This window comes from Salinivibrio socompensis S35 (assembly GCF_000513715.1).
In the GTDB taxonomy this organism is placed as follows: domain Bacteria; phylum Pseudomonadota; class Gammaproteobacteria; order Enterobacterales; family Vibrionaceae; genus Salinivibrio; species Salinivibrio socompensis.
Genome location: NZ_AQOD01000037.1, coordinates 15111 through 38322 on the forward strand (window position 1 = coordinate 15111; position 23212 = coordinate 38322).

General features: G+C 50.8%; 17 protein-coding genes and 3 pseudogenes. 11 read left to right on the forward strand and 9 right to left on the reverse strand.

Features of this window, described 5'->3' with window-relative positions:
* Positions 1 to 26 precede the first annotated feature (26 nt).
* Genes DZ54_RS0105630 through DZ54_RS0105640 form a run of 3 tightly spaced genes read right to left on the reverse strand, consistent with a single transcriptional unit; the run spans position 27 to position 1962 of the window.
* The gene (locus DZ54_RS0105630; RefSeq protein ID WP_025673380.1) at positions 27 to 425 is read right to left on the reverse strand and encodes a DUF423 domain-containing protein; all 399 of its coding nucleotides are present in this window, start codon (positions 423 to 425) and stop codon (positions 27 to 29) included.
* Entirely contained in the window at positions 422 to 1060 is a 639-nt protein-coding gene (locus tag DZ54_RS0105635; RefSeq protein WP_025673381.1) for an alpha/beta family hydrolase, read from the reverse strand. The genes DZ54_RS0105630 and DZ54_RS0105635 overlap by 4 nt, the downstream gene beginning before the upstream one ends.
* Positions 1057 to 1962, reverse strand: a complete 906-nt coding sequence (locus DZ54_RS0105640; RefSeq protein WP_025673382.1) for a transcriptional regulator GcvA — start codon at positions 1960 to 1962, stop codon at positions 1057 to 1059. The genes DZ54_RS0105635 and DZ54_RS0105640 overlap by 4 nt, the downstream gene beginning before the upstream one ends.
* A 441-nt stretch (positions 1963 to 2403) precedes the next feature.
* Between DZ54_RS0105640 and DZ54_RS0105645 the strand changes: the two genes are divergently transcribed.
* The 6 genes from DZ54_RS0105645 to phaC all read left to right on the forward strand — a co-directional run bounded on the left by DZ54_RS0105645 (position 2404) and on the right by phaC (position 8801).
* Entirely contained in the window at positions 2404 to 3615 is a 1212-nt protein-coding gene (locus DZ54_RS0105645) for an aminotransferase class V-fold PLP-dependent enzyme (RefSeq protein ID WP_025673383.1), read from the forward strand.
* A gap of 22 nt (positions 3616 to 3637) precedes the next feature.
* On the forward strand, positions 3638 to 4063 hold the full coding sequence (gene csdE / locus DZ54_RS0105650) for a cysteine desulfurase sulfur acceptor subunit CsdE (protein ID WP_025673384.1): 426 nt from the start codon (positions 3638 to 3640) through the stop codon (positions 4061 to 4063).
* Positions 4064 to 4523: 460 nt separating this feature from the next.
* Positions 4524 to 5264, forward strand: a complete 741-nt coding sequence (locus tag DZ54_RS0105655; RefSeq protein WP_025673385.1) for an SDR family oxidoreductase — start codon at positions 4524 to 4526, stop codon at positions 5262 to 5264.
* Between the two features lie 15 nt (positions 5265 to 5279).
* The gene (locus tag DZ54_RS0105660) at positions 5280 to 6491 is read left to right on the forward strand and encodes an acetyl-CoA C-acetyltransferase (protein WP_025673386.1); all 1212 of its coding nucleotides are present in this window, start codon (positions 5280 to 5282) and stop codon (positions 6489 to 6491) included.
* Positions 6492 to 6548: 57 nt separating this feature from the next.
* Entirely contained in the window at positions 6549 to 6896 is a 348-nt protein-coding gene (locus DZ54_RS0105665; protein WP_025673387.1) for a phasin family protein, read from the forward strand.
* Positions 6897 to 6974: 78 nt separating this feature from the next.
* Complete coding sequence (gene phaC / locus DZ54_RS0105670; RefSeq protein WP_025673388.1) at positions 6975 to 8801, forward strand: class I poly(R)-hydroxyalkanoic acid synthase; 1827 nt, start codon at positions 6975 to 6977, stop codon at positions 8799 to 8801.
* Between the two features lie 89 nt (positions 8802 to 8890).
* Here phaC and tcdA read toward each other — a convergent pair whose 3' ends face one another.
* Together tcdA and DZ54_RS0105680 are read right to left on the reverse strand one after the other, a co-directional pair.
* A complete protein-coding gene (tcdA, locus tag DZ54_RS0105675; protein WP_128080458.1) occupies positions 8891 to 9700 on the reverse strand; it encodes a tRNA cyclic N6-threonylcarbamoyladenosine(37) synthase TcdA in 810 nt (269 codons plus the stop codon).
* Positions 9701 to 9732: 32 nt separating this feature from the next.
* Positions 9733 to 10650: a LysR family transcriptional regulator gene (locus tag DZ54_RS0105680; protein ID WP_025673390.1), complete on the reverse strand. Its 918-nt coding sequence runs from the start codon at positions 10648 to 10650 to the stop codon at positions 9733 to 9735.
* A 101-nt stretch (positions 10651 to 10751) separates the two neighbouring features.
* On the opposite strand from DZ54_RS0105680, the gene DZ54_RS0105685 reads away from it, so the two are divergent.
* The 3 genes from DZ54_RS0105685 to DZ54_RS0105695 all read left to right on the forward strand — a co-directional run bounded on the left by DZ54_RS0105685 (position 10752) and on the right by DZ54_RS0105695 (position 14053).
* Positions 10752 to 12080 carry an aspartate aminotransferase family protein gene (locus DZ54_RS0105685; protein WP_025673391.1) on the forward strand — a complete coding sequence of 443 codons (1329 nt, stop codon included), beginning with the start codon at positions 10752 to 10754 and terminating at the stop codon, positions 12078 to 12080.
* 27 nt (positions 12081 to 12107) lie between these two features.
* Positions 12108 to 12938, forward strand: a complete 831-nt coding sequence (locus DZ54_RS0105690; RefSeq protein ID WP_025673392.1) for a beta-keto acid cleavage family enzyme — start codon at positions 12108 to 12110, stop codon at positions 12936 to 12938.
* A 143-nt stretch (positions 12939 to 13081) separates the two neighbouring features.
* On the forward strand, positions 13082 to 14053 hold the full coding sequence (locus DZ54_RS0105695) for a TAXI family TRAP transporter solute-binding subunit (RefSeq protein ID WP_025673393.1): 972 nt from the start codon (positions 13082 to 13084) through the stop codon (positions 14051 to 14053).
* Positions 14054 to 14142: 89 nt separating this feature from the next.
* On the opposite strand, the gene mltA is transcribed toward DZ54_RS0105695, so the two are convergent.
* Positions 14143 to 15207: a murein transglycosylase A gene (gene mltA, locus DZ54_RS19420; protein WP_037353665.1), complete on the reverse strand. Its 1065-nt coding sequence runs from the start codon at positions 15205 to 15207 to the stop codon at positions 14143 to 14145.
* A 235-nt stretch (positions 15208 to 15442) separates the two neighbouring features.
* On the opposite strand from mltA, the gene DZ54_RS0105705 reads away from it, so the two are divergent.
* Positions 15443 to 15700 carry a hypothetical protein gene (locus DZ54_RS0105705; RefSeq protein WP_025673394.1) on the forward strand — a complete coding sequence of 86 codons (258 nt, stop codon included), beginning with the start codon at positions 15443 to 15445 and terminating at the stop codon, positions 15698 to 15700.
* Positions 15701 to 15719: 19 nt separating this feature from the next.
* On the opposite strand, the gene DZ54_RS0105710 is transcribed toward DZ54_RS0105705, so the two are convergent.
* A complete protein-coding gene (locus DZ54_RS0105710; protein WP_025673395.1) occupies positions 15720 to 16070 on the reverse strand; it encodes a DUF2850 domain-containing protein in 351 nt (116 codons plus the stop codon).
* A gap of 221 nt (positions 16071 to 16291) precedes the next feature.
* Here DZ54_RS0105710 and argA point away from each other — a divergent pair.
* Positions 16292 to 17616, forward strand: a pseudogene (gene argA, locus DZ54_RS19425) (amino-acid N-acetyltransferase).
* A gap of 12 nt (positions 17617 to 17628) precedes the next feature.
* Here argA and recD read toward each other — a convergent pair.
* Positions 17629 to 19471: pseudogene (gene recD, locus DZ54_RS19430) on the reverse strand (exodeoxyribonuclease V subunit alpha).
* Positions 19468 to 23061 (reverse strand): annotated as a pseudogene (recB, locus tag DZ54_RS19435) (exodeoxyribonuclease V subunit beta). Before recB ends, recD begins: the two co-directional pseudogenes overlap by 4 nt.
* Between the last annotated feature and the right edge of the window lie 151 nt (positions 23062 to 23212).

The following is a 23212-nucleotide window of genomic DNA, read 5'->3' on the forward strand; positions in this document are numbered from 1 at the left end:
CAAGAAAGAAATGCAGATAGACCCTTTTAACACGATGGACTGGATAGAGAGGCATTCGTACGCCATGCGCCTACCGCGAGCCCTCCCCAGCCGATTAAAAAGCTCACCCCGCCGACCGGCGTTATCGGCCCGAGCCAGTGCATATCGGTAAGAGCGAGCAAATATAAACTGCCACTAAAACAAATCACACCGACTAACCAAGCCCAGGCCACCCAGTTGAATAACCGTGTGGAGAGCCGAGAGGCAAGTGCACACAGTCCAAGCAACGCTAAACTGTGCCACATCTGATAGTTGACGCCGGTTTTAAAAATGGCTAATTGATAATCGGATAAAACAGGTTTCAACCCATGTGCGGCAAAGGCACCGAGTCCGACAGCCAGCCCTGCGCCTAACGCGGCAATGCTGATCCAGTGGTTTAATTTCATGCTTTTGCTCCTTGGCGCTCAATAAAATCGAGTAGGCAGTTGACAGCAAACTGCCGATTGTCCAACTCGGTATAGCCTGACGCTTTGCGCGGTTTAAAGCTATGGTCGCCATCTGGAACGAACATACGCTCAATGCTTGATGAACACGGATAACCCATCACGTCTTCTTTTCGACCAAAGGTGTCGCGCTCTCCTTGCACAATCAACAACGGTTTAGTCACTGTCGCCAAGTGCTCACCTTTATATTTTTCAGGCTTGCCCGGGGGATGGAAAGGAAACCCAAAACATATCACTCCACTGACAGAACTGTGGTCGGTAAGATGGCTGGCCATACGCCCTCCCATCGATTTACCGGCAAGCCATAAACGGCTTTCCTTTGGGCGTAGACCATCGACGACATCAATCACGGATTCAAAGTGCGCAAGTAGCTTAGGTGCGCGATCTGGCGGGCGCTTTTTACCATCTTCCTTACACTTTTCCATATAGGGGAAATTAAACCGCACCACGCGACAATCGACACCGATACGTGTCGCAATATCCGTCATAAATTCATGCTCTTTTCCTGCGCCTGCGCCATGGGCCACGATCACCCAATCGGTCGCAGACTCAGGACCATCAAATTGTAAATCCATCATAAATTCATACTCGCTTGTTCTTTGGCCGCAGTCGCTAACATCCATTCTCGAAACGCGGTAATTCGCCCGGTATCGGCATCTCTTTGCTGACTCACTAAATAAAAGCCATTATCACTTTTTAATACCTGCTCAAAAGGTTGCACTAAGCGTCCAGAGGCCAACTCAGGCTGGGAAAGTACGTTGTTGCCCAAGGCGACACCCTGCCCGTGGGCCGCCGCCTGAAGCACCATCGACGAATGGCTAAAAATAGGACCGTGTTCAACATTCACTTCATTGAGCTGGTGTGCTTTGGCAAAGGCCTTCCATTCTTTGCGTGAACGATCATGCAATAATACATGATGCACCAGATCACCTGGCACTTGCAGCGGGTGTCCTGACTCAAGCAACATAGGGGAACACACTGGCAGCAAGCACTCTTGGTACAATAAGTCGCAACGTAAACCGGCCCAATGGCCGCGACCATAATAAATGGCAACGTCAACATCATCGGTTAATGAGCCATCCTCCAAATCAACCGCTTTAATCCGAACATCGATGTCTGGATGCGCTTTATTAAAATCAGCAAGACGCGGCACCAACCATTGAATCGCAAAGCTGGGTGGTAAGCTAATGGTAAGAGCCCCTTTGGCACTTCGCTCTAACACTTTATCGGTGGCATAAGAAAGCTCAGAGAATATATCTTTAATATCAAGAAAGTAGCTTTGCCCCTCTTCCGTTAACAACAGCGAACGGTTACGACGACGAAATAGCTTTAAACCCAGAAATTCTTCTAACGCTTTGATTTGATGGCTCACTGCCGCCTGCGTTACAAACAGCTCTTCAGCGGCACGGGTAAAACTTAAATGCCGTGCGGCTGCTTCAAAAACGCGCAGCGCGTTAAGTGGAGGAAGACGCCTTGCCATAAACGGACACCTTATTCATTAATTTTTCTAATCGTTGACATTATAAATTGTCGATTGCTGATATACCAGCAACACCCTATAGTGCATCCCGCATCCACTTGTGACGTCTCTTTATTTAGATTGTTTCCGTGGTTGCGATGTTGTGTTTGCATTTGTCTAACACTGGTTAGACAGGTAGTCGTATCTACCACTTTTAACTTCCTGTATTTTGACATTGTCTGTCATTACATATTTGTTGGCACTGAGCCTGGCTCAGTGCTTTTTTTTGTCCGTTGTATGGCGACATCACTCGGTCACCTCACCAAAACACTAAATCGCTTGAGTACTGCGCTACTTAAATACAACGTCGTTTAAGTACAACGTCGTTTAAGCACAAAGTCACTTGAGTTCAAGCCCCGAGACTGGGATCATAAGCAGGATTCAGTTTGGACAACGCATACTATGACGCAAGATTTCGACATCCATGCGCTACGCGCACAATTTCCTGCCTGCGCCGATCCTAAGTGGGTATACTTAGATAGCGCCGCGACCGCGCAAAAGCCTCAGGCTGTGATTGATGCCATCAGTGACTTTTACGGATCACCACTGGCAAACGTCCACCGTGGTCAGCATCAAGCGTCACTTTCTGCGACCGAGAAATTCGAGCAAGCGCGACGGGATGTGGCAGCGTTTATTGACGCTAAGCCGAGTGAAATCATTTGGACCCGAGGCGCCACTGAATCAATTAATTTGTTGGCTTACAGCCTGAGCCAGCATTTCACCCAACACGATAAAATCGTGGTCAGTGAGATGGAGCATCATGCCAATTTGATCCCATGGCAGTTAGTGGCGCAACGCACAGGCGCACAGCTGGTAAAAATTCCATGTTGTATCAACACGGGTCAGTTAGATATGGCGGCCTATCAGCAAGCGTTGATGACCCACCCTCGTATCGTGGCAATCAGTCATGTCAGTAACGTGACCGGAACACGCCACCCGATAGAAGAAATGACCGAACTCGCGCATCGTTATGGTGCTATTGTGATCATTGATGGTGCACAAGGGATCGTGCACGAGCCTCTCAGTATGCAAACCTTGAATGCTGACTTCTATGTTTTTTCCGGCCATAAATTGTACGGTCCGACAGGCATTGGCGTGCTTTATGGTAAGCAAGAGCGCTTAGCCGCGCTCTCTGCTTTTCATGGCGGTGGCAAAATGATTTCCGAGGTGAGTTTCGACAGCCACACCCTCGCCCCACTTCCGGCCCGCTTTGAAGCAGGCACCCCCAATGCAGCCGGGGCGATTGGGCTCGCCGCTGCTATTCACTGGCTGGATCAATATGACGCTCGGGCCATGGATGCCCATATTAGCCACTGTTACCAAGCACTACTCGACGGCTTGAAACAACGGCCAGTTATCAAGCTAATCTGCCCCCAACCATATAGCACCATGGTATCATTCGTGGTAGAGGGAGAGCATCATGCGGACATTGCTGAACTGCTAGGCCAACAAAACGTAGCAGTCCGCGCTGGCCACCACTGCGCGCACCCTTTTATCAAAGCGCTAGGGGTTGAGGGGACGGTCCGTGTGTCACTTGGCGCGTATAATAACCAAGAAGATATTCAACGCTTCCTCACGGCGTTAGACAAGACATTATATTTACTCGGTGTTTAATTACTTAATGACAGGATTTACGATGGACTTACCAACTCATCCGTTTGGCAGTGAGCTTGACCAACAAACGGTTGCCGAGATGCTCGCGCAACACACCAGTTGGGAAGACAAGTACCGTCAGCTTATCGTGTGGGGGAAGCGTTTACCGACGTTTACTGATGCACATAAACACGCTGCTAGCCTCGTGAGTGGATGCGAAAGTGACGTCTGGTTTTTACATTACTCGGATGGCAACACGCATTATTTCGCTGCAGACTCAAATGCAAGAATCGTAAAAGGTCTATTAGCCGTCGTACTCGCGTGTGTTCATGGTCAGCACGGTGATGCCATTCGGGCGCTTGATGTCGATCAGATTTTCCATCAAGCCGGATTATCGCACCATTTAAGTGAATCACGCACCAATGGGTTGCATGCGATCGTGCAATATATTCATCATCTTACGGCTTAACCCAAAGAACGTGCCCCACCCAAACTGCCCACATATAGCGACACTCTCTCTGCTTACCGACAAAATTCACTAACCAAATGTAATCCTTTTCACTTTATTACTTATGCTAATGTTTAGCGACCAAGAAAACACAATAAAAAAACCAAAAACAAACATACTATTAACAATTTATTGCAGTATTACCTACTAACATTGACCAAGATCGCGAATATGTAATCCAAGGCTTTTAACCTTTGCGTATTTGTCCAGATTCGTTAGCTTAGAAGCAGGCGGTCATGAAAGGGTCACACCGATAAGCTAGGCTGCCTAACAATATCGGCAGCATGGTTGTTAGCTATTGGCACAACGCTTGCTGCTGTTATAAGACAATAAGGATGACTGTAATTCTGGTTTAATGTGGTTCCAGATGCGGCTTCAGGCATCTCGTTATGTTTGCTTGTTGTAGTGAATGGAGTCATAGATGAAAAAACTGGCATTAGTAACTGGCGCAAAAGGCGGCATAGGATCAGCAATCACCGAAAAACTAGTTCAAGATGATTATCGCGTCATTGCGACACACTTCACGGGCGGGGCCCAATGCGCACAAGACTGGTTTGAAGAAAAAGGATTCAAGCAAGATCAAGTGCGCCTACTTGAGCTTGATGTCACCGACACAGATCAATGCGCCACCCGTATTGCCAAACTGCTTGAAGAAGAAGGCACTATTGACGTCTTGGTCAATAATGCTGGTATCACGCGTGACAGTGTATTCAAAAAGATGGATGCCGAAAAATGGCACGACGTTATCAACACCAACCTCAATAGCCTCTTTAACGTCACCCAACCTTTGTTCGCGGCAATGTGCGAAAAAGGCGGCGGACGTATCATTAATATCTCATCGGTGAATGGTCAGAAAGGTCAATTTGGTCAAGCAAACTATGCAGCGGCCAAAGCCGGTATGATGGGCTTTAGCAAATCTCTGGCTGCCGAGGGTGCCCGTGCAGGCGTGACTGTCAATGTGGTTGCGCCAGGGTATACCGCAACGCCAATGGTAACCGCCATGCGCGATGACGTACTTGAGTCGATTACCAACCAAATTCCGATGAAACGCTTGGCGAAGCCAGAAGAGATCGCGGCATCGGTGGCTTACTTGGCGAGCGAAGCAGGTGCATATATCACCGGTGAAACCTTATCGGTCAACGGCGGCCTGTACATGCAATAAATCAAGGATAGATTGATGGAACGCATTTTTATTGTGGCGGCAAAACGTACCGCCATCGGTGCCTTTTCAGGCACACTCAAAGATGTCCCAACCGGACAATTGGCAGCCTATGCAATCAAAGGCGCATTAGCTGAGAGCCGATTAAATGGTGAGACTATCGACGAAGTGATTGTGGGTAATGTGATCAGCGCCGGGCAAGGAATGGGGATCGGCCGGCAAGCGGCGATCTATGCCGATATTCCTGCCAGTGTTCCCGCCTACTCTGTGAATATGGTTTGCGGTAGCGGTATGAAATCTATCATGGATGCGGTGACTCACATTCGCGCCGGTGATGCCCAGCTTGTCGTTGCTGCTGGGGTAGAAAATATGTCTCAAATCCCCTTTGCAGCAGCGGGAAACCTACGAACCGGGCAAAGAATGGGCAACTTTGCGATGAAAGATCTGCTCATTAATGACGGCCTCACCGATGTCTACAATCAATACCATATGGGTGTTACCGCGGAGAACGTCGCCAAAGAGGTGGGGATCACCCGCGATCAACAGGATCAGTTTGCATTGAAAAGCCAGCAAAAGGCGATTGCGGCGATAGAGGCAGGTTACTTTAAAAATGAAATCACCCCTATTGAGATTAAACAACGTAAACAGACCCTCACCTTCGATACCGATGAGTATCCTAAAGCAGACGCAACCCTTGAGGGATTGAGCAAATTACGCCCAGCCTTTGATAAAGAAGGCTCGGTGACCGCGGGTAATGCATCAGGTATCAACGATGGTGCCAGCGCGGTGATCTTAGCCTCCGAGTCGGCAGTGACCCAGCATGGTCTCACCCCATTAGCAGAAGTGAGTGCTTATGCGCAGCACGGGGTTGATCCTAGCGTGATGGGATTAGGCCCGGTGGGTGCAGTCAATACTGCACTCGATAAAGCCAATCTCACTCTCGATAACATTGATTTATTTGAACTCAACGAGGCGTTTGCTGCGCAAGCACTCGGTGTGGTTCACCAATTGGCTGATCACCACAAAACGACGACCGATGCCATCTTGGCACGTGCTAACGTCAATGGCGGAGCAATTGCACTGGGACACCCGCTTGGTGCATCCGGCAACCGGATTGTCGTGACCTTGCTACACGAGCTCGCACGAAGAGGCGAAACCTATGGCGTCGCTTCTTTGTGTATTGGCGGCGGCATGGGTACCGCTTTAGTGATTAAGCGTACACAAGCATAAACGGACACTTGCGACCTTGGGGGTAATCCCCATAACAACACTATCAGGAGATACACCATGTACACAGATATGTTTAAAGCGTTTTCTGAGCAATCTGAAAAAGCCTTGGCTCCCTATGTTAATTTCAACAAATTGGTAGCCAAAAACGTCGAAACGTTAACCGAACTGCAAATGAACGCGATGCGTACATACAGCTCGCTCGGTCTTGAGCAGATGAAAGCCGCCAGCGAAGTGAAAGATGTCAGCAGCATGACATCATTTAGCAGCCAGCAACTGGCAGCATTGACCAAGCTGTCTCAGCAAATGATGGATGACAGCACCAAATTGCAAAACATCGCCAAAGAGTTCAAAGAAGATATCGACAAAGTCACGGCTGACAACATGAAAGCCGGCACCCCAGCATAAAGGCAGGTTACTGCACTATCGCCTGCTACTCACAGTGGCAGGCCTTTTTAGTGCTTTTCCGATCAAGAGGGCAACATTATGTTTCATCACTTCTTTTCGGACTACCTTGCCAGGCTGCAAGAACAAAACCAGCAATGGTGGCAGGATCTTGAGCAGGGCAAGGCAGCCGTAGACACACCGTTTAATCAAGCCATGCAGGAAGTCAGCCTGCAAGACACTGCTCAATTGCTGGAAGGCGCGGCTCAACAGCCCGCTGCACTTCTACAAGTACAGATGCAGTGGTGGGAACAACAAATGCAAATCTGGCAGAACGCCATGCTCGCCCGTGATAATACGGAAGAGGTGGTCAGCGAAGGTAGCGACGATAAACGTTTCAAGGACAAGGCATGGCAAGAAGATGTCCTCTATAACTTTATTAAGCAATCTTATCTGCTATTTGGGCGTACCTACATGGAAACCATTGAGGCCATCGAAGGGCTCGATGACAAAACCCGTGAGCGTCTCGCTTTTTTCTCTCGCCAAGCCATTAATGCCATGGCACCCAGTAACTACATCGCCACCAACCCAGAGTTGTTGAAAATGACGCTGGAATCCAAAGGTGAAAACTTACTGCGTGGTATGGAGCAGTTAAAACAAGACATGGAGTCTAGCGCAGACATCCTCAAAGTACGCATGACCAATAATAACGCCTTCCGTGTGGGTGATGACGTCGCGAACACCCCTGGAGACGTGGTTTATAGAAACGAGCTGTTCGAACTAATCCAATACCGTCCAGTCACCGAAAACGTCCATGCCACACCTGTATTAGTGGTGCCGCCTTTTATCAATAAGTATTACATTCTCGATTTACGCGAGAAAAACTCATTGGTTCGTTGGTTGGTCGAACAAGGACATACCGTGTTCCTTATGTCTTGGCGCAATCCTTCTGCTGAACAGGCTGACATTGGGTTTGAAGATTATGTCACGCAAGGGACAGTGAAAGCAGTTAGTGCCATTGAAGACATCACCGGCCAATCACAGATTAACGGTGTCGGCTATTGTATTGGCGGAACCGTATTGGCATGCACCATTGCTTACTACTCCGCCAAACGCATGAAAGCACGGATTAAGTCGGCGAGTTTCTTTACCACCTTACTCGACTTCTCTCAGCCTGGTGAAATTGGCGCCTACATTAATGACAGCATGATCCGTGCTATAGAAGCGCAGAATACGGCTCGCGGTTACATGGATGGACGCTCGTTGAGTGTGACCTTTAGCTTGTTACGAGAAAACAGCCTCTATTGGAACTATTACATCGAGAACTACCTGAAAGGTAATAGTCCGGTCGACTTTGATTTGCTGTATTGGAACAGTGATAGTACTAATGTGGCGGCGAAGACTCATAACTTCATTCTGCGCGATTTGTACCTTGAAAATAAACTGGTGCAAGACAAAGGTGTCAAAGTCGGTGGCGTGTGGATTGACCTCAATAAGATCAAAGTCCCCAGCTACTTTATTTCGACCAAAGAAGACCATATTGCCTTATGGCAAGGCACGTATCGCGGCGCGCTCAATGTCGGTGGCAACAAGACCTTCGTATTTGGGGGCGAGTCTGGCCATATTGCAGGGATTGTTAACCATCCTGTGAAGAAAAAATACGGCTTTTGGACCAATGATCACCTCGCGGATACGGCAGAAGAGTGGCTAGAAGGCGCGTCTCACCAGACAGGCTCATGGTGGACTCACTGGGAAAAATGGTTACGAAGTTATAGTCCGGCAGAGCAAGTTGCGCCTTATGCAATCGGTTCTGAAAACTATCCGGTACTCTATGCCGCCCCCGGCGAGTATGTGTGTCAGGTACTGCCTGTAAAATCGGACGTTGAGTCGAACTCAGCCGAATCTGAGCCGGAGAAAGAAGAGGCTTAATAGTTGTTTCACTGGGAAAATGGCGCCCCTACAGGAACACTGAGGGGCGTCACTTTTTAAAGGCGAGGAAAGCTTTAAAGCTGAATGAATTAACCTCCACGACGCTGATCAGCGGCGATTAACTTTTGTAAGATGCGTGAGACCGCGACAAAACCGAAACTGGCTGTCACCATGGTTGCGGCACCGAAACCACTGGCACAATCCATCCGTTTAGGCCCGTCTGCCGATGATTTACTCTCGCACACACTGCCATCCGGCTGCGGATATTTGAGCTGCTCGGTCGAGTAAACACAATCAATCCCAAACTTGCGTCCTTTCGTTTTGGTAAAACCATAAAAGCGACGCAAATTGTTGCGCAGTTTTGCCGCCAACGGATCTTGAATGGTTTTGGTGAGATCTGTCACCTGGATTTGCGTTGGGTCAATCTGCCCACCAGCTCCCCCGACGGTAATCACTTTGATTTTATACCGCTTGCAATAGGCGAGCAAAGCCGTTTTCGGTTTGATACTATCAATGGCATCCAACACATAGTCAAAGCGTTGATCGATATATTCAGCAATATTATCCGGTGAGATAAAGTCATCAATGACAGTAACCTGACAGTCCGGATTAATCGCCGTAATTCGCTCTGCCATCACTTCACTCTTGCTTTGACCAACCGTACCTTTCAGCGCATGGATTTGTCGGTTGGTATTGGTCACGCACACGTCATCCATATCAATGAGGGTAATCGCACCAATCCCAGTACGCGCCAGTGATTCTGCCGCCCACGAGCCCACACCACCAATTCCAATCACACAGATGTGGCTTTGACTAAATACTTCGAGCGCACGCTGCCCGTAGAGCCTCGCGGTTCCACCAAAACGTTGCCAATATGCATCTGATAGCTGATGTGTCATACCCATCTCTTTGTTCATCAAGCCGAGGGCGGTTATACCGACTTGCTTGCCGGATGTCTAGCCAGATCCGCACCAAACGCATCACACAGCCAATTCACAACTTGAGTAACAGCTGGCGAGCGCTGCTTATACCGCGCGCTGTAAAGGTAATAGCCATAGCCGCTATCTATGCTTAAACCCAACGGGTTAACAATCTGATGGTTTGACAGGGTGGCTGGAGCCATAAAGGTCGGGATCAACGCCATCCCCATCTGTTGCTTTACCCCTTCAAGCGCCATAAAAAAGTGCTCAAAACCTGCGCCATATTGCGGATTGCTATCAGCCAGTCCAAATTGCTGCCAAAACTGCTCCCACAGTGAAGGACGCGTTAAGTGAGAAAGGACCGGAATGCTCGATAACAACGCAGTTCGGTCGAGAGGCTCTGGCAGCAAGGTCGCTGATGCAACAAGCAATAAGTGCTCGCGAATCAAACAGACTCCTTGCGCGCCTGCCTGCTGATGAGGCTGACAGCGGATTAAAATATCCAGTTCGCTCTCTTTCCCTTGAGGCACATAATCACTGGCACTGACCACCACAGAAATATCAGGATACTGCGATTTAAACGCTGGCAGTTGGGGGATCAACCACAGGCTGGCAAATGATGGCGGTACCAGCAAACTGACTGACTCGTGCTGTATGCTTTGCTGACGCGCCTGTGCGGTGGCATTAGCAATATCATTCACGCTGGCCGATATCATAGTTAAATAAGGCTCACCGACACGGTTGAGTCTTACTCCACCAGCGTGTCGCTCAAAGAGTGGTTGACCAATCCCTTCTTCGAGCTGCTGTATTTGCTTGCTCACCGTACTTTGGCTGACATGCAATACCTTGGCAGCTTCTGAAAAGCTCCCCGCCTGTGCCACCGCAATCAGTGTTTGTAACGAACGCATCGACGGCAAACGCACATTCATTAAGCCATTCCTTTTTTGCATGCCTGGTGAAAATATATCCTTTGCGGTTCAAAACACAAGCCCACCATACTGACTTATCCATTTTTGGTAGAGGCCGTCCTATGAGCCATGTCTTTCACCGCCATTGTCATCACCTTCCTCCCACCATCGCCAGTGGTCAAGGGGTCTATCTAACAGATACTCAAGGTAAGCGGTATCTCGATGCCTGCGGAGGCGCTGCCGTGTCTTGTCTTGGTCACAACCACCCAGCTGTTTTAGAGGCTATCCATCATCAGCTTGATGCGATTCCTTATGCGCATACTGGCTTTTTTACCTCAGAAAGCAGTGAAGCGCTCGCCGATATGTTGACGGGTCTTGCGCCTCCCTCGATGAATCACGCTTACTTGGTCAGTGGTGGCTCAGAGGCCATGGAAACCGCACTCAAACTCGCCCGCCAGTATTGGGTCGAAGTAGGCGAGCCTCAGCGACAACACTTTATAGCACGTCGCCAAAGCTACCACGGTAATACACTCGGGGCACTGTCCGTGGGTGGCAACGCATGGCGACGCGCCCCCTTTGCGCCGTTGTTGATGGATACCAGTCTGATTGCGCCCTGTTACGCCTATCGTGATCAACGCGCCGATGAAACCGGATATGAGTACGGACAACGTGTGGCGAACGAGCTTGAAGCCATGCTGTTAGAGAAAGGACCAGAGACCGTCATCGGATTTGTCGCTGAGCCTGTCGTCGGAGCAACAGCTGGCGCATTGATCGCAGAAGCAGGCTATTTTAAGCGTATTCGTGAGATCTGCGACCAGTACAATATTTTGCTGATTCTTGATGAAGTGATGTGCGGCACCGGACGCACTGGACGCTTTTTCGCTTTTGAGCACGAAAGCATCGTTCCGGATATTGTCGCCATCGCCAAAGGACTGGCTGCCGGTTATCAACCTATTGGCGCCACCTTGGTCACTGATCGCCTCTATGAAGCGATAGCCTCAGGTTCAGGCTTTTTCCAACATGGCCACACCTTCATGGCCCACCCAACGGCATGTGCTGCCGCCTTGGCGACGCTCACCACCATTCAGCAAGAAGGTTTAATCGACGCCGCTGAGGAGCAAGGAAAGACGCTCAAAACGTTGCTACACCGTCAGTTCGATTCGCACCCTTTTGTCGGCGACATTCGTGGCCGAGGGCTATTTTTAGCGTTGGAGCTCGTAGCAGACAAAACCAGTAAGCGCCCCTTTTCATCTGATCTCGCGCTCCATCAGACGATAAAACAAACCGCCGTGCATAACGGACTGATGTGCTATCCCATGGGCGGCACCATTGATGGTAAACACGGGCATCACGTCCTGCTCGCACCACCGTATATTATTGAAGCACCTCATATTGAAGCGATAGTCGATAAGCTAGCACTGACATTTGAGATGTGCTTGCCTTGCCCATAACGACAGATTGAGCCAAGAGGAAAAAAAATGCTAGACGCAAGGACGATCATGGTTGCCCCCAATGGTGCGCACTTACAGCCGACACACCATCCGCGAGTGCCAGTCACAGGCGAGCAGCTTATTCACTGCCTTCAAGCATGTGCCGAGGCAGGCGCAACCATGGCCCACATCCATGCCCGTGATGAACAAGGAGCACATAGCCTAGACCCCATCATTAATCAACGCCTTTACCAGCAAGTGCAAGACGCTGTCGGTGATCGTATGGTGATTCAACTCACCACCGAAGCCGTAGGCCGCTATTCCCCCCTGCAACAAATGGCGCTGATTAAAGTCATCAAACCCGAAGCCGCTTCCTTTGCGCTACGAGAGCTTATCCCCGACCATCAGCCCCCAAGCAAAGCGGTAAGAGATTTTTTTGCTTGGACGGTTGAGGCTCGGATTTACAGCCAGTTTATTCTCTATCACCCCAGTGAACTGGCACGCTACTACACGCTGCGCGAACAAGGCATTTTGCCCTCACAAGGTCACCACCTGCTTTTTGTTGCAGGGCGAGATCGGACTCCACCCCGAGGCACATCCGAAGATGTCGTCGTCATGTATCATGCGCTTCACGCCGATAACACCATTCCTTGGTCTGTCTGCGCATTTGGGTGTGATGAAAGTCGCTGTGTAACGACAGCCGCGTTACTAGGCGGTGACGTTCGAATCGGCTTTGAAAACAACACCCAACACATCGATCACAGCCAAGCACTCGATAACGCATCACAGATCACAAATTTACGCAACACACTGGAAAACCTGGGATATTGTACTAAACCTGTACAAGCACTAAGACAAACCATGACCCAATCGTTTTAACCCAATACTATTGCTTGCAAATATTGTTAAAAGATTGAAAAAATAGCGCGGTGACACTTTATTGTCATCTTGTCATCGAGTGTCACACCATCTTCGAGGGTGCGCCCGGATAGCAACCTCTAACTTAAAAAGGAATCTTAAGCATGAAAGCGATGAAACCGACTCTGATTGCGCTCAGCTTTTCCGCTGCACTAGGAACCGCAGCAACGGCTCAAGCCAATCAGTTTGTAACCATTGGTACTGGCGGTGTGACGGGTGTTTATTACCCGACGGGCGGTGCAATTTGTCGTCTGGTTAATAAAAGTAAAGATGATCACGGCATTCGCTGCTCTGTCGAGAGTACAGGCGGTTCAATCTACAACATTAATACCATTCGTGCTGGCGAGCTCGATATGGGGATCGCACAATCCGACTGGCAATATCATGCCTATAAAGGCACCAGTAAGTTTAAAGACCAAGGCGAATTTAAAGATCTGCGCGCGGTTTTCTCTATCCATCCAGAACCTTTTACCGTGGTCGCTCGTGCGGATGCAAACGTAAAAACCTTTGATGATCTCGAAGGCAAGCGCGTTAACATTGGTAACCCAGGGTCAGGCCAACGCGGCACCATCGAAGTATTGATGGATCAAATGGGCTGGGATATGGATAAGTTTGGCCAAATCTCCGAGCTGAAAGCGTCTGAGCAATCAAAAGCCCTTTGTGATAACAAAATTGACGCCATGGTTTATGCGGTCGGTCACCCAAGTGGTGCAATTCAAGAAGCGACCACTGCGTGTGATAGCGTATTGGTTGAAGTCGCTAACGATGCAGCTAAGCAATTGATTAGCGAGCGCGATTATTACCGTAAAGCCGTATTACCAGGCGGTATGTACCGCGGAAACGACAACGACGTGACCACCTTTGGTGTCGGCGCGACATTTGTGTCTTCAACGCAAGTCTCTGAAGACGTTATCTATCATGTTGTCAAAGCCGTTTTTGAAAACTTTGATGATTTCCGTCGCTTACATCCAGCATTTGCCAACTTGAAGAAAGAAGAGATGGTGAAAGACGGCCTATCTGCGCCTCTTCACCCAGGCGCAGCACGTTATTACCGGGAAGCGGGTCTAATCGAGTAATCACTTCTCAGTAGCTTAAATGCAAAAGCGAGCGTCAAACGCTCGCTTTTTTAGTCCCGTCACGGTGTGATTAACCTTGGATGTGAGAGTCATTGCGGCGGTAAGGCGTCCAGTTTCCAAACCCGACCAAAGTGTTTGTAGTGTCCAGCTTGCTCGCCTGCTTCATTGCCCATCCCATGGTAAAGGTCGAGATGATTTTCTTTCACTGCCCCACCGGTATCCAACGCCATTAAGAGCTTGAGCACATGCTCTCCCGTCCATTTGCCCTGGTCATCAAGCTGTGGCACTTCAGCAAGTAATACACTGCCCATGGGTAAGTAACGTCGATCCGCCGCGACAGAGGCACCCGCTTTTAACGGGATACCAGCCGTCCCACTGACAGGAGCCGCCGCTTTGGGCGTAAAGAACACATACGACGGGTTGTGTTCCAATAACGTCCGCACCTCTTCGTCGTCGTGCGCCGCGACCCAGTCTTGAATCGCTTTTAACGACATATCTTCTCTGGCGACTTCACCATTTTCAATTAATACCTTACCAATACTGACATACGGATGACCGTTTTTGCCGCCGTAGGCAAAATACTCGAGCTGACCATCGTCGCTAAAGTGGACAAAGCCGCTGCCTTGCACTTCCATAATAAAGTTATCGATGCGAGATGCGCTGTAACCCAACGCCAAACCCAGCCCTTCTAAAGCACCGTCATAAATCGCTTTACGGTCGGGGCAATCCTCATCACAAGGAGGTTTGGCGTACACCGGATAACGGAATAAGGCATCCGGTTGATGACGCATTTCAATCACAGGCGAGAAATAGCCGGTAAACATCACGTTGCCAAAGTCATCCCCACCGCCCATTTGATTCACGCCGAGCCCATAGTCTGCCAGCGCACCGACATCCCCACCCGCATCGAGCCAACTGGCTAAGCGTTGATAAACCGCCTGATGCTGAGCAACTAACGAAGGAGACGTTGTCTCGACCTCTGCAAGCTGCTCCTGGAATAAACTAAAATCGCGCGGGCTTTCCGACACGACTTGGGAAACTGGCGTTAAAATACGCTCAAACCGCCCATCTTGATACTGCTGGCCACGATCAGTCGGCCGCACACACCCTGCGAGTAGCGCCACACACGCCATCACGACTAACGCTTTTTTCACACCATCACCCAATCAGTTAGTTTGTAGCGCTAAGGCTCGCAAAAAGCGATGAATTTGGCAATCACTTATCATTATCAAACTGTAAATGCCTGCAAAGTAATACAGATTTATTGTGATGCTATTCAGGTTATCTCGCTAAGTTTACTGCCATTCATCAAACTGCCATATAATTGTTGTGTACTGTGCATGAAACAAAATTGCATAGAAAATGCAACAAAAAGGAGTAATGATGGCTATGGACTTGAAAGTTGGGCGTTCGACGTTACTGGATAACGATGCAGTGGAATACCAATGGATCCGTATGATGGCCAGTGAAGGCTGCACACGCCATGTGATTAACACCAGCATTCAACGCTGCCTAGGCGGCGATTCAGAAACCGCCGATCTGTTACGCCGAGTGGCCACCAAGCAATGCTCAGTCAATGAGTTATTGACGACAATAGAGCCAGATCACACGATATCAGGTGTTCTTGGCACTACCGCGCCTGACTGACTAAATGGGACGCTAACGGTTACTTGGTTTTGGCAAAAAAAGACGTGTAATGCGCAGGCGACAGGCGCTCTAACGTCTTTTTGTTCTCGACTCGATACAGGTAGCTTTGTGTACCAATAGAATAAGTTAGCTGATCACCATCAAACTGATAGGTCGTTGTCACCCGGCTGCCATTGGTATAAATACCATCTTTACGCACCTCAAACCGGTCAGCAGCGTAAGGCGCGACATCTGTTTCCACCCATTCTCCATATAAATCAGCTTGCGTCACGTCAGGAGCAAAAAGCGCAGGCTGAGTCGCCACTAAAAATCCCGTCCCACCAAACAATATTAATAGAACTAACAGAACGACTTGTTTCGTTTTTCGCACACGCTACCCTCAATGCTTTTTATATCATACCAGCATAACTGACCCATTCTTTTACTTTAGACGCTGAACGCCAGATTGTGATCTTGCTTCATCTACCTATATTGAGAGTGCGAGCTCATTCTTATCGCTTCACGCGCGCACTGACACTGCACAGGACTTGACACCCAGACCAAAAAAAGAATAAAAAGGCATATAAAGTGAATAATTAAACGGATGCGCGCGTGAAGATAAGAAGTACCGCACTGGTAAAAGGATTTCGCCAATCGGCGCCTTATGTCAATGCTCACCGAGATAAAACCGCGGTGATCATGCTCGGGGGCGAGGCGATGGCGGATGAGAATTTTCAGAATATCGTCAATGATATTGCACTACTCAATAGCCTGGGCATGAAGCTGGTATTGGTCTTTGGCGCCCGTCCTCAAATCAATCGCACTCTCAATCAGTACGGACTGGAAACGCCCTATCACAAAAGCATACGCATCACCGATAGCCATGCGCTGGAGGTGGTAAAACAAGCCGCTGGCCAGGTCCAGCTCGATATTACCGCCCGCTTATCCATGGGCCTCAATAACACCCCGATGGCGGGCGCCCAGATAAATGTGATCAGTGGCAATTTTGTTATCGCTCAACCGCTGGGTGTCGATGAGGGGATTGATTATTGCCACAGTGGCAAAATTCGCCGTATCGACATTGAGGGAATTCAGCGTCAGTTGGATCAAAATGCGATTGTGTTGATGGGTCCGGTGGCTAGCTCAGTGACCGGCGAATGCTTTAACCTCACGTCTGAAGAAGTCGCCACCCAGGTCGCGATCCGCTTACGTGCAGACAAACTGATCGGCTTTTGCTCCGAACAAGGGGTATTGAACCAAGACAATGAAGTGATTTCTGAGTTATTGCCCACCAAGCCCAGCCTCTATTAGAAGCCAGAAAGGCCGCTGGCGATACGGGCTCTGGCACTAGCCGCTTTTTACGGGGCGCGATTGCTGCGTGTCGCGCGGGCGTCACTCGCAGCCATTTAATTAGCTATAAAAAAGACGGCGCCTTGATCCAAGAGCTGTTCTCAATTGAAGGGATCGGCACCCAGATCGTGATGGAGCGTGCCGAAAAAGTGCGCCAAGCGCAGATTGACGATATCGGTGGGATCTTGGATTTGATCCGACCTTTGGAGCAACAAGGGATCCTGGTGCGCCGCTCGCGAGAGCAATTGGAACAAGAAACTCCGCGCTTTACCATCATCGAACGGGACGGGTTAGTGATCGGCTGTGCGGCGCTCTACCCGTTTAGTGACGCGCGCACCGGCGAGATGGCATGTGTCGCCATTCATCCGGACTATCGTGATGGCGACCGCGGCGTCATGCTTCTCAATCACCTTAAACAACGCGCCAAAGCCAAAGGACTCGAGACCATTTTTGTACTCACCACCCACAGTCTGCACTGGTTCCTGGAACAAGGCTTTTTGCTCTCCGATGTGTCAGCGCTCCCTAACACCCGTCAAGAGCTATACAACTATCAGCGTCGCTCTAAGGTACTGACCCTATCGCTTTAACTGGCTTCGCTACTATAAAGGCGCCAACAAAGCATCTGGCAAGCCGCTATAACGAGCGGTGCGGGCGCCCACACCGTGACGTAATACCGGCCAAGACGCGTAGAGATCAAGCTGGCTTTTTGCCCGCGTGATGCCGGTATAAATCAGCTCGCGAGTGATCACCGGTGAAATGGTAGGCGGACACACCAGCACTGTGTGCGCAAACTCAGAGCCCTGTGATTTATGCACCGTCATCGCAAACGCGGTTTGATGGGCGGGCAGACGGCTGGCAAGCAGATAGCGCACCTCGCCATCGTGGGTTTCAAATGCCACACGCGTAATCCCTTCATGTTGCACCGCAATCCCAATATCGCCGTTATACAACCCCAGAGCATGATCGTTTTGCAAAATCAATGATCGGTCGGCCGTGATACCAGGTGTCACGCTCTTTAGCGATCAAACCTGCCGATGCCAAATGCTGCTCAATCGCTTGGTTTAATCCCGTTACGCCAAACGGACCTTCACTCAACGCACATAACAGTCGAAAACGGGTAAAGGCACTCAGCACGTCTGCCATTGGCTGTGCGTTATCAAACGTAGCATTGTCAAGCGTCGATAAGTAGTCGCGATATCCCGCTACCGTTTGGTGCATCAGTGTCTGATAGCTGTCATCACTCAACACATGGTGGGTAATATCGCCATAGCCGCGTTTTAACACCGCCCCCACTTCGGCCATCTCTCCTCGGTTCACGGCAAAGGCGAGCTGACCAATGCCGGATTGGGCATCAAAGCGATAGCTTTTGCGTAGTAAACACAAGGCGCTGGCAATCGCAGGCGCGTGCGGATTGTCCGGCACTTGAAAGCCTGTCAGTTGGCTTAAACGCGCTGCTTGCGCCGATGGGTAGCCAGCTTCCGCGTACTGACAAATATCGCCTAGCACCGCGCCCGCTTCCACAGAGGCAAGTTGATCTTTGTCTCCTAGCAGGATAATACGTGTAGAGGGCGCCAAGGCATCGAACAGCTGCGCCATCAAAGACAAATCCACCATCGAGGCTTCATCGACAATTAGTACATCCGCATGCACGGGATTATTTTTATGATGGCGAAACGCCACTCGCTGCGGAATGGCCCCTAATAATCGGTGAATGGTACTGGCTTGTGTCGGCAGCGCCGCTTTCACCTCATGGGCAACAGGCAAGGCCGCGATCGCCCGCCCGAGTGATTCGGTCAATCGGTTGGCCGCTTTGCCCGTCGGGGCGACCATTTTGATGGTAAGCCCTGTAGAGGTTGAACGTTCGGCATGGTGCGAAGCCACCAGCGCCGCCAACAAACGGGCTACCGTGGTGGTTTTACCGGTGCCCGGCCCCCCAGAAATCACCGCAAACGGCTGAGTCAGCGCCGTCGCCGCTGCCACTTTTTGCCAATCAATCTCCGTATGTGAGGTCGCAAATAGCGTATCCAGGGTTTGTCTAGCCTCATCCGGCACCGGCAGCGCCGTCAATCGTTGGCGAATATGCCCCGCCACTTGCTGCTCGGCATGCCAGTAGCGATGCAAATACAGTCGGTGCCCGGCGAGCACCAAGGGCGTTGCCTGGCCTCCGTCGGACACCACCGATGCCTGCGCTAATTGCTCACTTGGCGCTTGGCTATCAATGTGCGCCAGCAAAGGCTGCCAAGCGGCATCACTGGGCGGCTGCCACTGGTGAAGGTCAAGGCAGACATGCCCTTTCCCCACTTCGCGACTCAGCAGTGCCGCCCACACAGTGAGCGTTGCTTTATCCAACTGGGTTTCTTCTTCGCCCATCAGACAGGCAAATTGCACATCAATCGCCCGCAACTCCCCACGCTGGTAAAGCGCCATTAATGCTTGCTTCATACTGGCTCTCCAGCAAATAGATGGTCCAGTGCGTCAATCAGCGCCTTATCGGGACGATGCGCGAATACACCGGTCTCACCGCTATCACTGGCGCCACGTAAAAAGAAATAAAACACGCCCCCCACATGGGTGTCGTAATCATAATCTGGGATCCGCTGACGTAAAAAGCGGTGTAGCGCCAAGGTATAGATCTGGTACTGAAAGTCGTATCGGTGCGCGATCATCGCCTCTTTGAGCGCATCAGGGTGATAATCTGCCACGCTGTCCCCTAAGTGGTTCGACTTCCAATCCAGCACGTAATATTTGCCATCGGCGCGGAAGGTTAAATCGATAAAGCCTTTCAGCATCCCGCGCGCCGTCTCAAAGGTGAGCTGACCAGCACGCGCTGATAGCGCATCGTACCGCGCGGCGAGTCGGTTCAGTCGCTGACAGTCCAGTGCGGCCAAAGGCATCACGAACTCCATTTCTGTTAATCGACTGGCGTTATCAATCTGGTTCAGCATCAACCCTTGCTCATTGAGCGGGTGTTTTTAAGACCTGTGTCATCCACTGCTGCAATATCGGGTACCACTGTGGGTCATAGTTTTCCAAACTAAGATGGTGGGTGATGAGCTCAGCGACCTCTGCACTCATCATATCGCCGGTAAAGTCCACTTCTTCAAACAAGGTGTGTAAAAAGGTACCGGCTCGTGCGCCTTTGGGAAACGCAAAGACCGACCAAGGATCGACCGCCACATCAGGCGTTTCCTCATCCGCACGATCGTCGTCCGCGTCCAAGTCATAACTGGCCAATGTTGGCAAAGCGCTGATGTGATGGTTTTGTTTTAACAGCCCTGAGTAACTGGTTAAGCGCCACTGACGGTCAATCTTGCCGTCGAACTGACGCGCGGTTAGCGCCTCGTCGGCGCCCGTTTCAGGGGCATAACGGCTATCATCCAGCTCAGGCGGCGCGACCACAGCCACCGCATCGCTCGCGCTCACCAAACCCGCTAGGCTCTCGGCCAGCAGGCTAGCATCACCGGCTTCTCCATGCTGGAGCAAATAACCCAGTGCGGTTAAGTGCAAGGCCGAGTCTTTTTGCCGACTGTTACCTTGTTTTAGGGGAGCACAGCCGATAAAACAACCATACACGGCGCGCGTCACCGCCACGTACAGCAAGCGGATATCTTCAGCCAGCCGCTCTTTTTCAGCGCGCTCTTTGCCTTCATTAACATTATCCAACGCCAGCACCGGCTGATAGTGTTCATCGTGATAAAAAGGTTGGCTGCTTTCGCGATACTGACAAGCAAACGGCAAGTAAACTAGATCGTACTCCAAGCCTTTCGATTTGTGGATGGTGACGATTTGTACCAAATCACGCTCCGACTCCAACCGCACCTGCTGCTCTTCAGATTGTTGAGCCGGCTCGGCCATCCGCTCTTGTAGCCAGCGGATCAGCGCGTGAGGGTTGTCCAATTGCTGGCTGGCACTTTGCAGCAACTCCGCGATATGCAAAAAGTCGGTAACACAGCGCTCGCCTTGCGGCATCGCCAACCAGTTTTCTGCCACTTGGCGGGCACTGGCCACTTGGCGAAGCATCGGCATCACCCCACGGCGCTGCCAGGTATCACGGTAATGGCTAAAGGCCACCACCTCTTGCTCCCACAAGGCTTCGTCTTGATTGAGTAACGCCAGCTGCTCGGCGGTCAGGCCAAATAAGGGGCTGGCTAGTGCCGCCCGCAACTTACGCTCGTTTTCAGGCTGCATCACCGCCACCAAAATGCGCTCAATATCGCTGGCGACGGGGCTTTCGAACACATTATCACGATTGGAAAGGTACACAGACGCTACGCCTTTTTCAGCCAGCGCTTGCTTCACTAGCTGTGCCTCGCGCCCCGTGCGCACCAACACGGCGATATTATGCGGCTGAATCGCCGCTTGGCCGGAAGGAGTTTGTAGATAACTATTGCCCGCCACCGATTGGTTGAGCACTTGCGTGATATGCTGTGCGGTGCTCAACGCCAGTGTCTGTTCAAAATCTTGCTTGGCACACAATTCATCGGGGCTGTGATGCCAAAAGGTCAGCGCGGGCTGCTCCTCCCCCTCCACCACTAACGCTTTTTGTTTGGCGCTAGGCGAAGAGGCCACCTCTAAAAAGGGAATACTGTCTTGATAGACAAACGGCGCCGTAGCACGTGAGAACAAGGCATTGACCCCGCGTACCATCCCATCTGTCGAGCGCCAGTTAGTGGCAAGGTTATAGTGATCACTCACCTGCGCACGGGCATGAATATAGGTGAAGATATCGGCGCCACGAAAGGCATAAATCGCCTGCTTAGGGTCGCCAATCATCATTAAACCGGTGCGCTCCCCCTCTTCCCCTGTGTCTGTCTCTGCGTCTGCGAATACAGGGGCATCGTCCGCCACTGGCGGCTGATAGACAGTGCTAAAAATCTGATATTGCAGAGGGTCGGTGTCTTGGAATTCATCAATCATTGCCACCGGATATAAGCTGCAAATACGCGCAGCCAACTGACCTTGGCTATCTTGGTCAAGTGCACTGGCAAGTTGAGAAAGGAGATCGTCAAACGAGAGCCACCCTTGGCGGCGTTTTTCTTGGCGGAGCAGCTGCCGCACTTCTTTGATCGCCAGTGCGGTTAACCCCGGTTTTAACGTCGGCGGCTGATCAACCAATGCCTGAATCTGATCAAATAGTGCCAGACTCGGTGGCTCAGCTTTACTCTTGGCCGCCAACGTCTGTTGGGCGAATTTTTCCAATTTGTCGGGCAATTGATAATCAAGCGTCTCGGCATTGGCCCATTGTTCCATCGCATTAAGCCAGTTCGCCAGATGATCTTTACGATAACTGCGGCCATCGAGCTTGGCGGCGCTGAGCTGGTCGGTGATCTGCTCCCCCGCCTCGCGCCATGCGCGCTTCACCGCATCAATATTGGCAATCGCCGCTTGGTGTGCCGCCAACAGATCCTCGCCGAGCTCAGGCGCCTTTACGGTGACAGCCGGCCCGGATAAATAGGGCGCAATCTCTTTTAATAAGGCCTCTGGCGCGGGCCAGTAGCTGCTCACCACACCGGCTAACGATTTAGGCAGCGGATAAAAACGACGACGCCAAAAATCGGCCGCCGCGCGCGCTTTGATCTGTCGCTCGTCGGTGACAAATTCATGACTGAACAGGCTGCCCGACTCAAACGCATTTTGGGTCAGCATCCGCTGACAAAAACCGTGAATGGTATAGATGGCCGCCTCGTCCATCTGACGTTCGGCCTCTAACAGTCGCTGCGCCGCGGTTTTATGATCGCTAATCGCAGTCAATAAAGGCTTAATGATAGGATCGTCACTCTCACCGCGCATAAAGGCAAAACGCGCCTCATGAATGCGACGCCGAATACGGTCTTTTAGCTCTTGGGTCGCCGCTTCGGTGAAGGTCACCACCAGTACTTGCTCGACCCGACACGGCGCTACGCGGCCATGCCCAAGCAACAACCGCAAGTACAAGCCAGCAATGGTAAATGTCTTACCGGTGCCGGCGGAGGCTTCGATTAATCGGACGCATCAAGTGGCAAGGTGAGCGGGTTGAGGATCTGCGGTTCCATATCATTATTTCATCGCCTAGTCTGCCCGCTATTGTAGCAACCCCTTGGGGGAAAACATATTCCAGCTAAGACAACCGAGCTGCGCCCACTATCATTGCGATCAAAAAAGGCCAGCATGGCTGGCCTTGGTTCATTTATTGAGACGCAACGC

What these genes read in the sequence shown, in the direction of transcription:
- phaC (WP_025673388.1), top strand. Translation starts at nt 6,975, where the DNA reads ATGTTTCATCACTTCTTTTCGGACTACCTTGCCAGGCTGCAAGAACAA.
- csdE (WP_025673384.1), top strand. Translation starts at nt 3,638, where the DNA reads ATGGACTTACCAACTCATCCGTTTGGCAGTGAGCTTGACCAACAAACG.
- DZ54_RS0105640 (WP_025673382.1), bottom strand. Translation starts at nt 1,962, where the DNA reads ATGGCAAGGCGTCTTCCTCCACTTAACGCGCTGCGCGTTTTTGAAGCA.
- DZ54_RS0105690 (WP_025673392.1), top strand. Translation starts at nt 12,108, where the DNA reads ATGCTAGACGCAAGGACGATCATGGTTGCCCCCAATGGTGCGCACTTA.
- DZ54_RS0105705 (WP_025673394.1), top strand. Translation starts at nt 15,443, where the DNA reads ATGGACTTGAAAGTTGGGCGTTCGACGTTACTGGATAACGATGCAGTG.
- DZ54_RS0105695 (WP_025673393.1), top strand. Translation starts at nt 13,082, where the DNA reads ATGAAAGCGATGAAACCGACTCTGATTGCGCTCAGCTTTTCCGCTGCA.
- DZ54_RS0105630 (WP_025673380.1), bottom strand. Translation starts at nt 425, where the DNA reads ATGAAATTAAACCACTGGATCAGCATTGCCGCGTTAGGCGCAGGGCTG.
- DZ54_RS0105665 (WP_025673387.1), top strand. Translation starts at nt 6,549, where the DNA reads ATGTACACAGATATGTTTAAAGCGTTTTCTGAGCAATCTGAAAAAGCC.
- DZ54_RS0105635 (WP_025673381.1), bottom strand. Translation starts at nt 1,060, where the DNA reads ATGATGGATTTACAATTTGATGGTCCTGAGTCTGCGACCGATTGGGTG.
- DZ54_RS0105655 (WP_025673385.1), top strand. Translation starts at nt 4,524, where the DNA reads ATGAAAAAACTGGCATTAGTAACTGGCGCAAAAGGCGGCATAGGATCA.
- DZ54_RS0105685 (WP_025673391.1), top strand. Translation starts at nt 10,752, where the DNA reads ATGAGCCATGTCTTTCACCGCCATTGTCATCACCTTCCTCCCACCATC.
- DZ54_RS0105660 (WP_025673386.1), top strand. Translation starts at nt 5,280, where the DNA reads ATGGAACGCATTTTTATTGTGGCGGCAAAACGTACCGCCATCGGTGCC.
- tcdA (WP_128080458.1), bottom strand. Translation starts at nt 9,700, where the DNA reads ATGACACATCAGCTATCAGATGCATATTGGCAACGTTTTGGTGGAACC.
- DZ54_RS0105645 (WP_025673383.1), top strand. Translation starts at nt 2,404, where the DNA reads ATGACGCAAGATTTCGACATCCATGCGCTACGCGCACAATTTCCTGCC.
- DZ54_RS0105680 (WP_025673390.1), bottom strand. Translation starts at nt 10,650, where the DNA reads ATGAATGTGCGTTTGCCGTCGATGCGTTCGTTACAAACACTGATTGCG.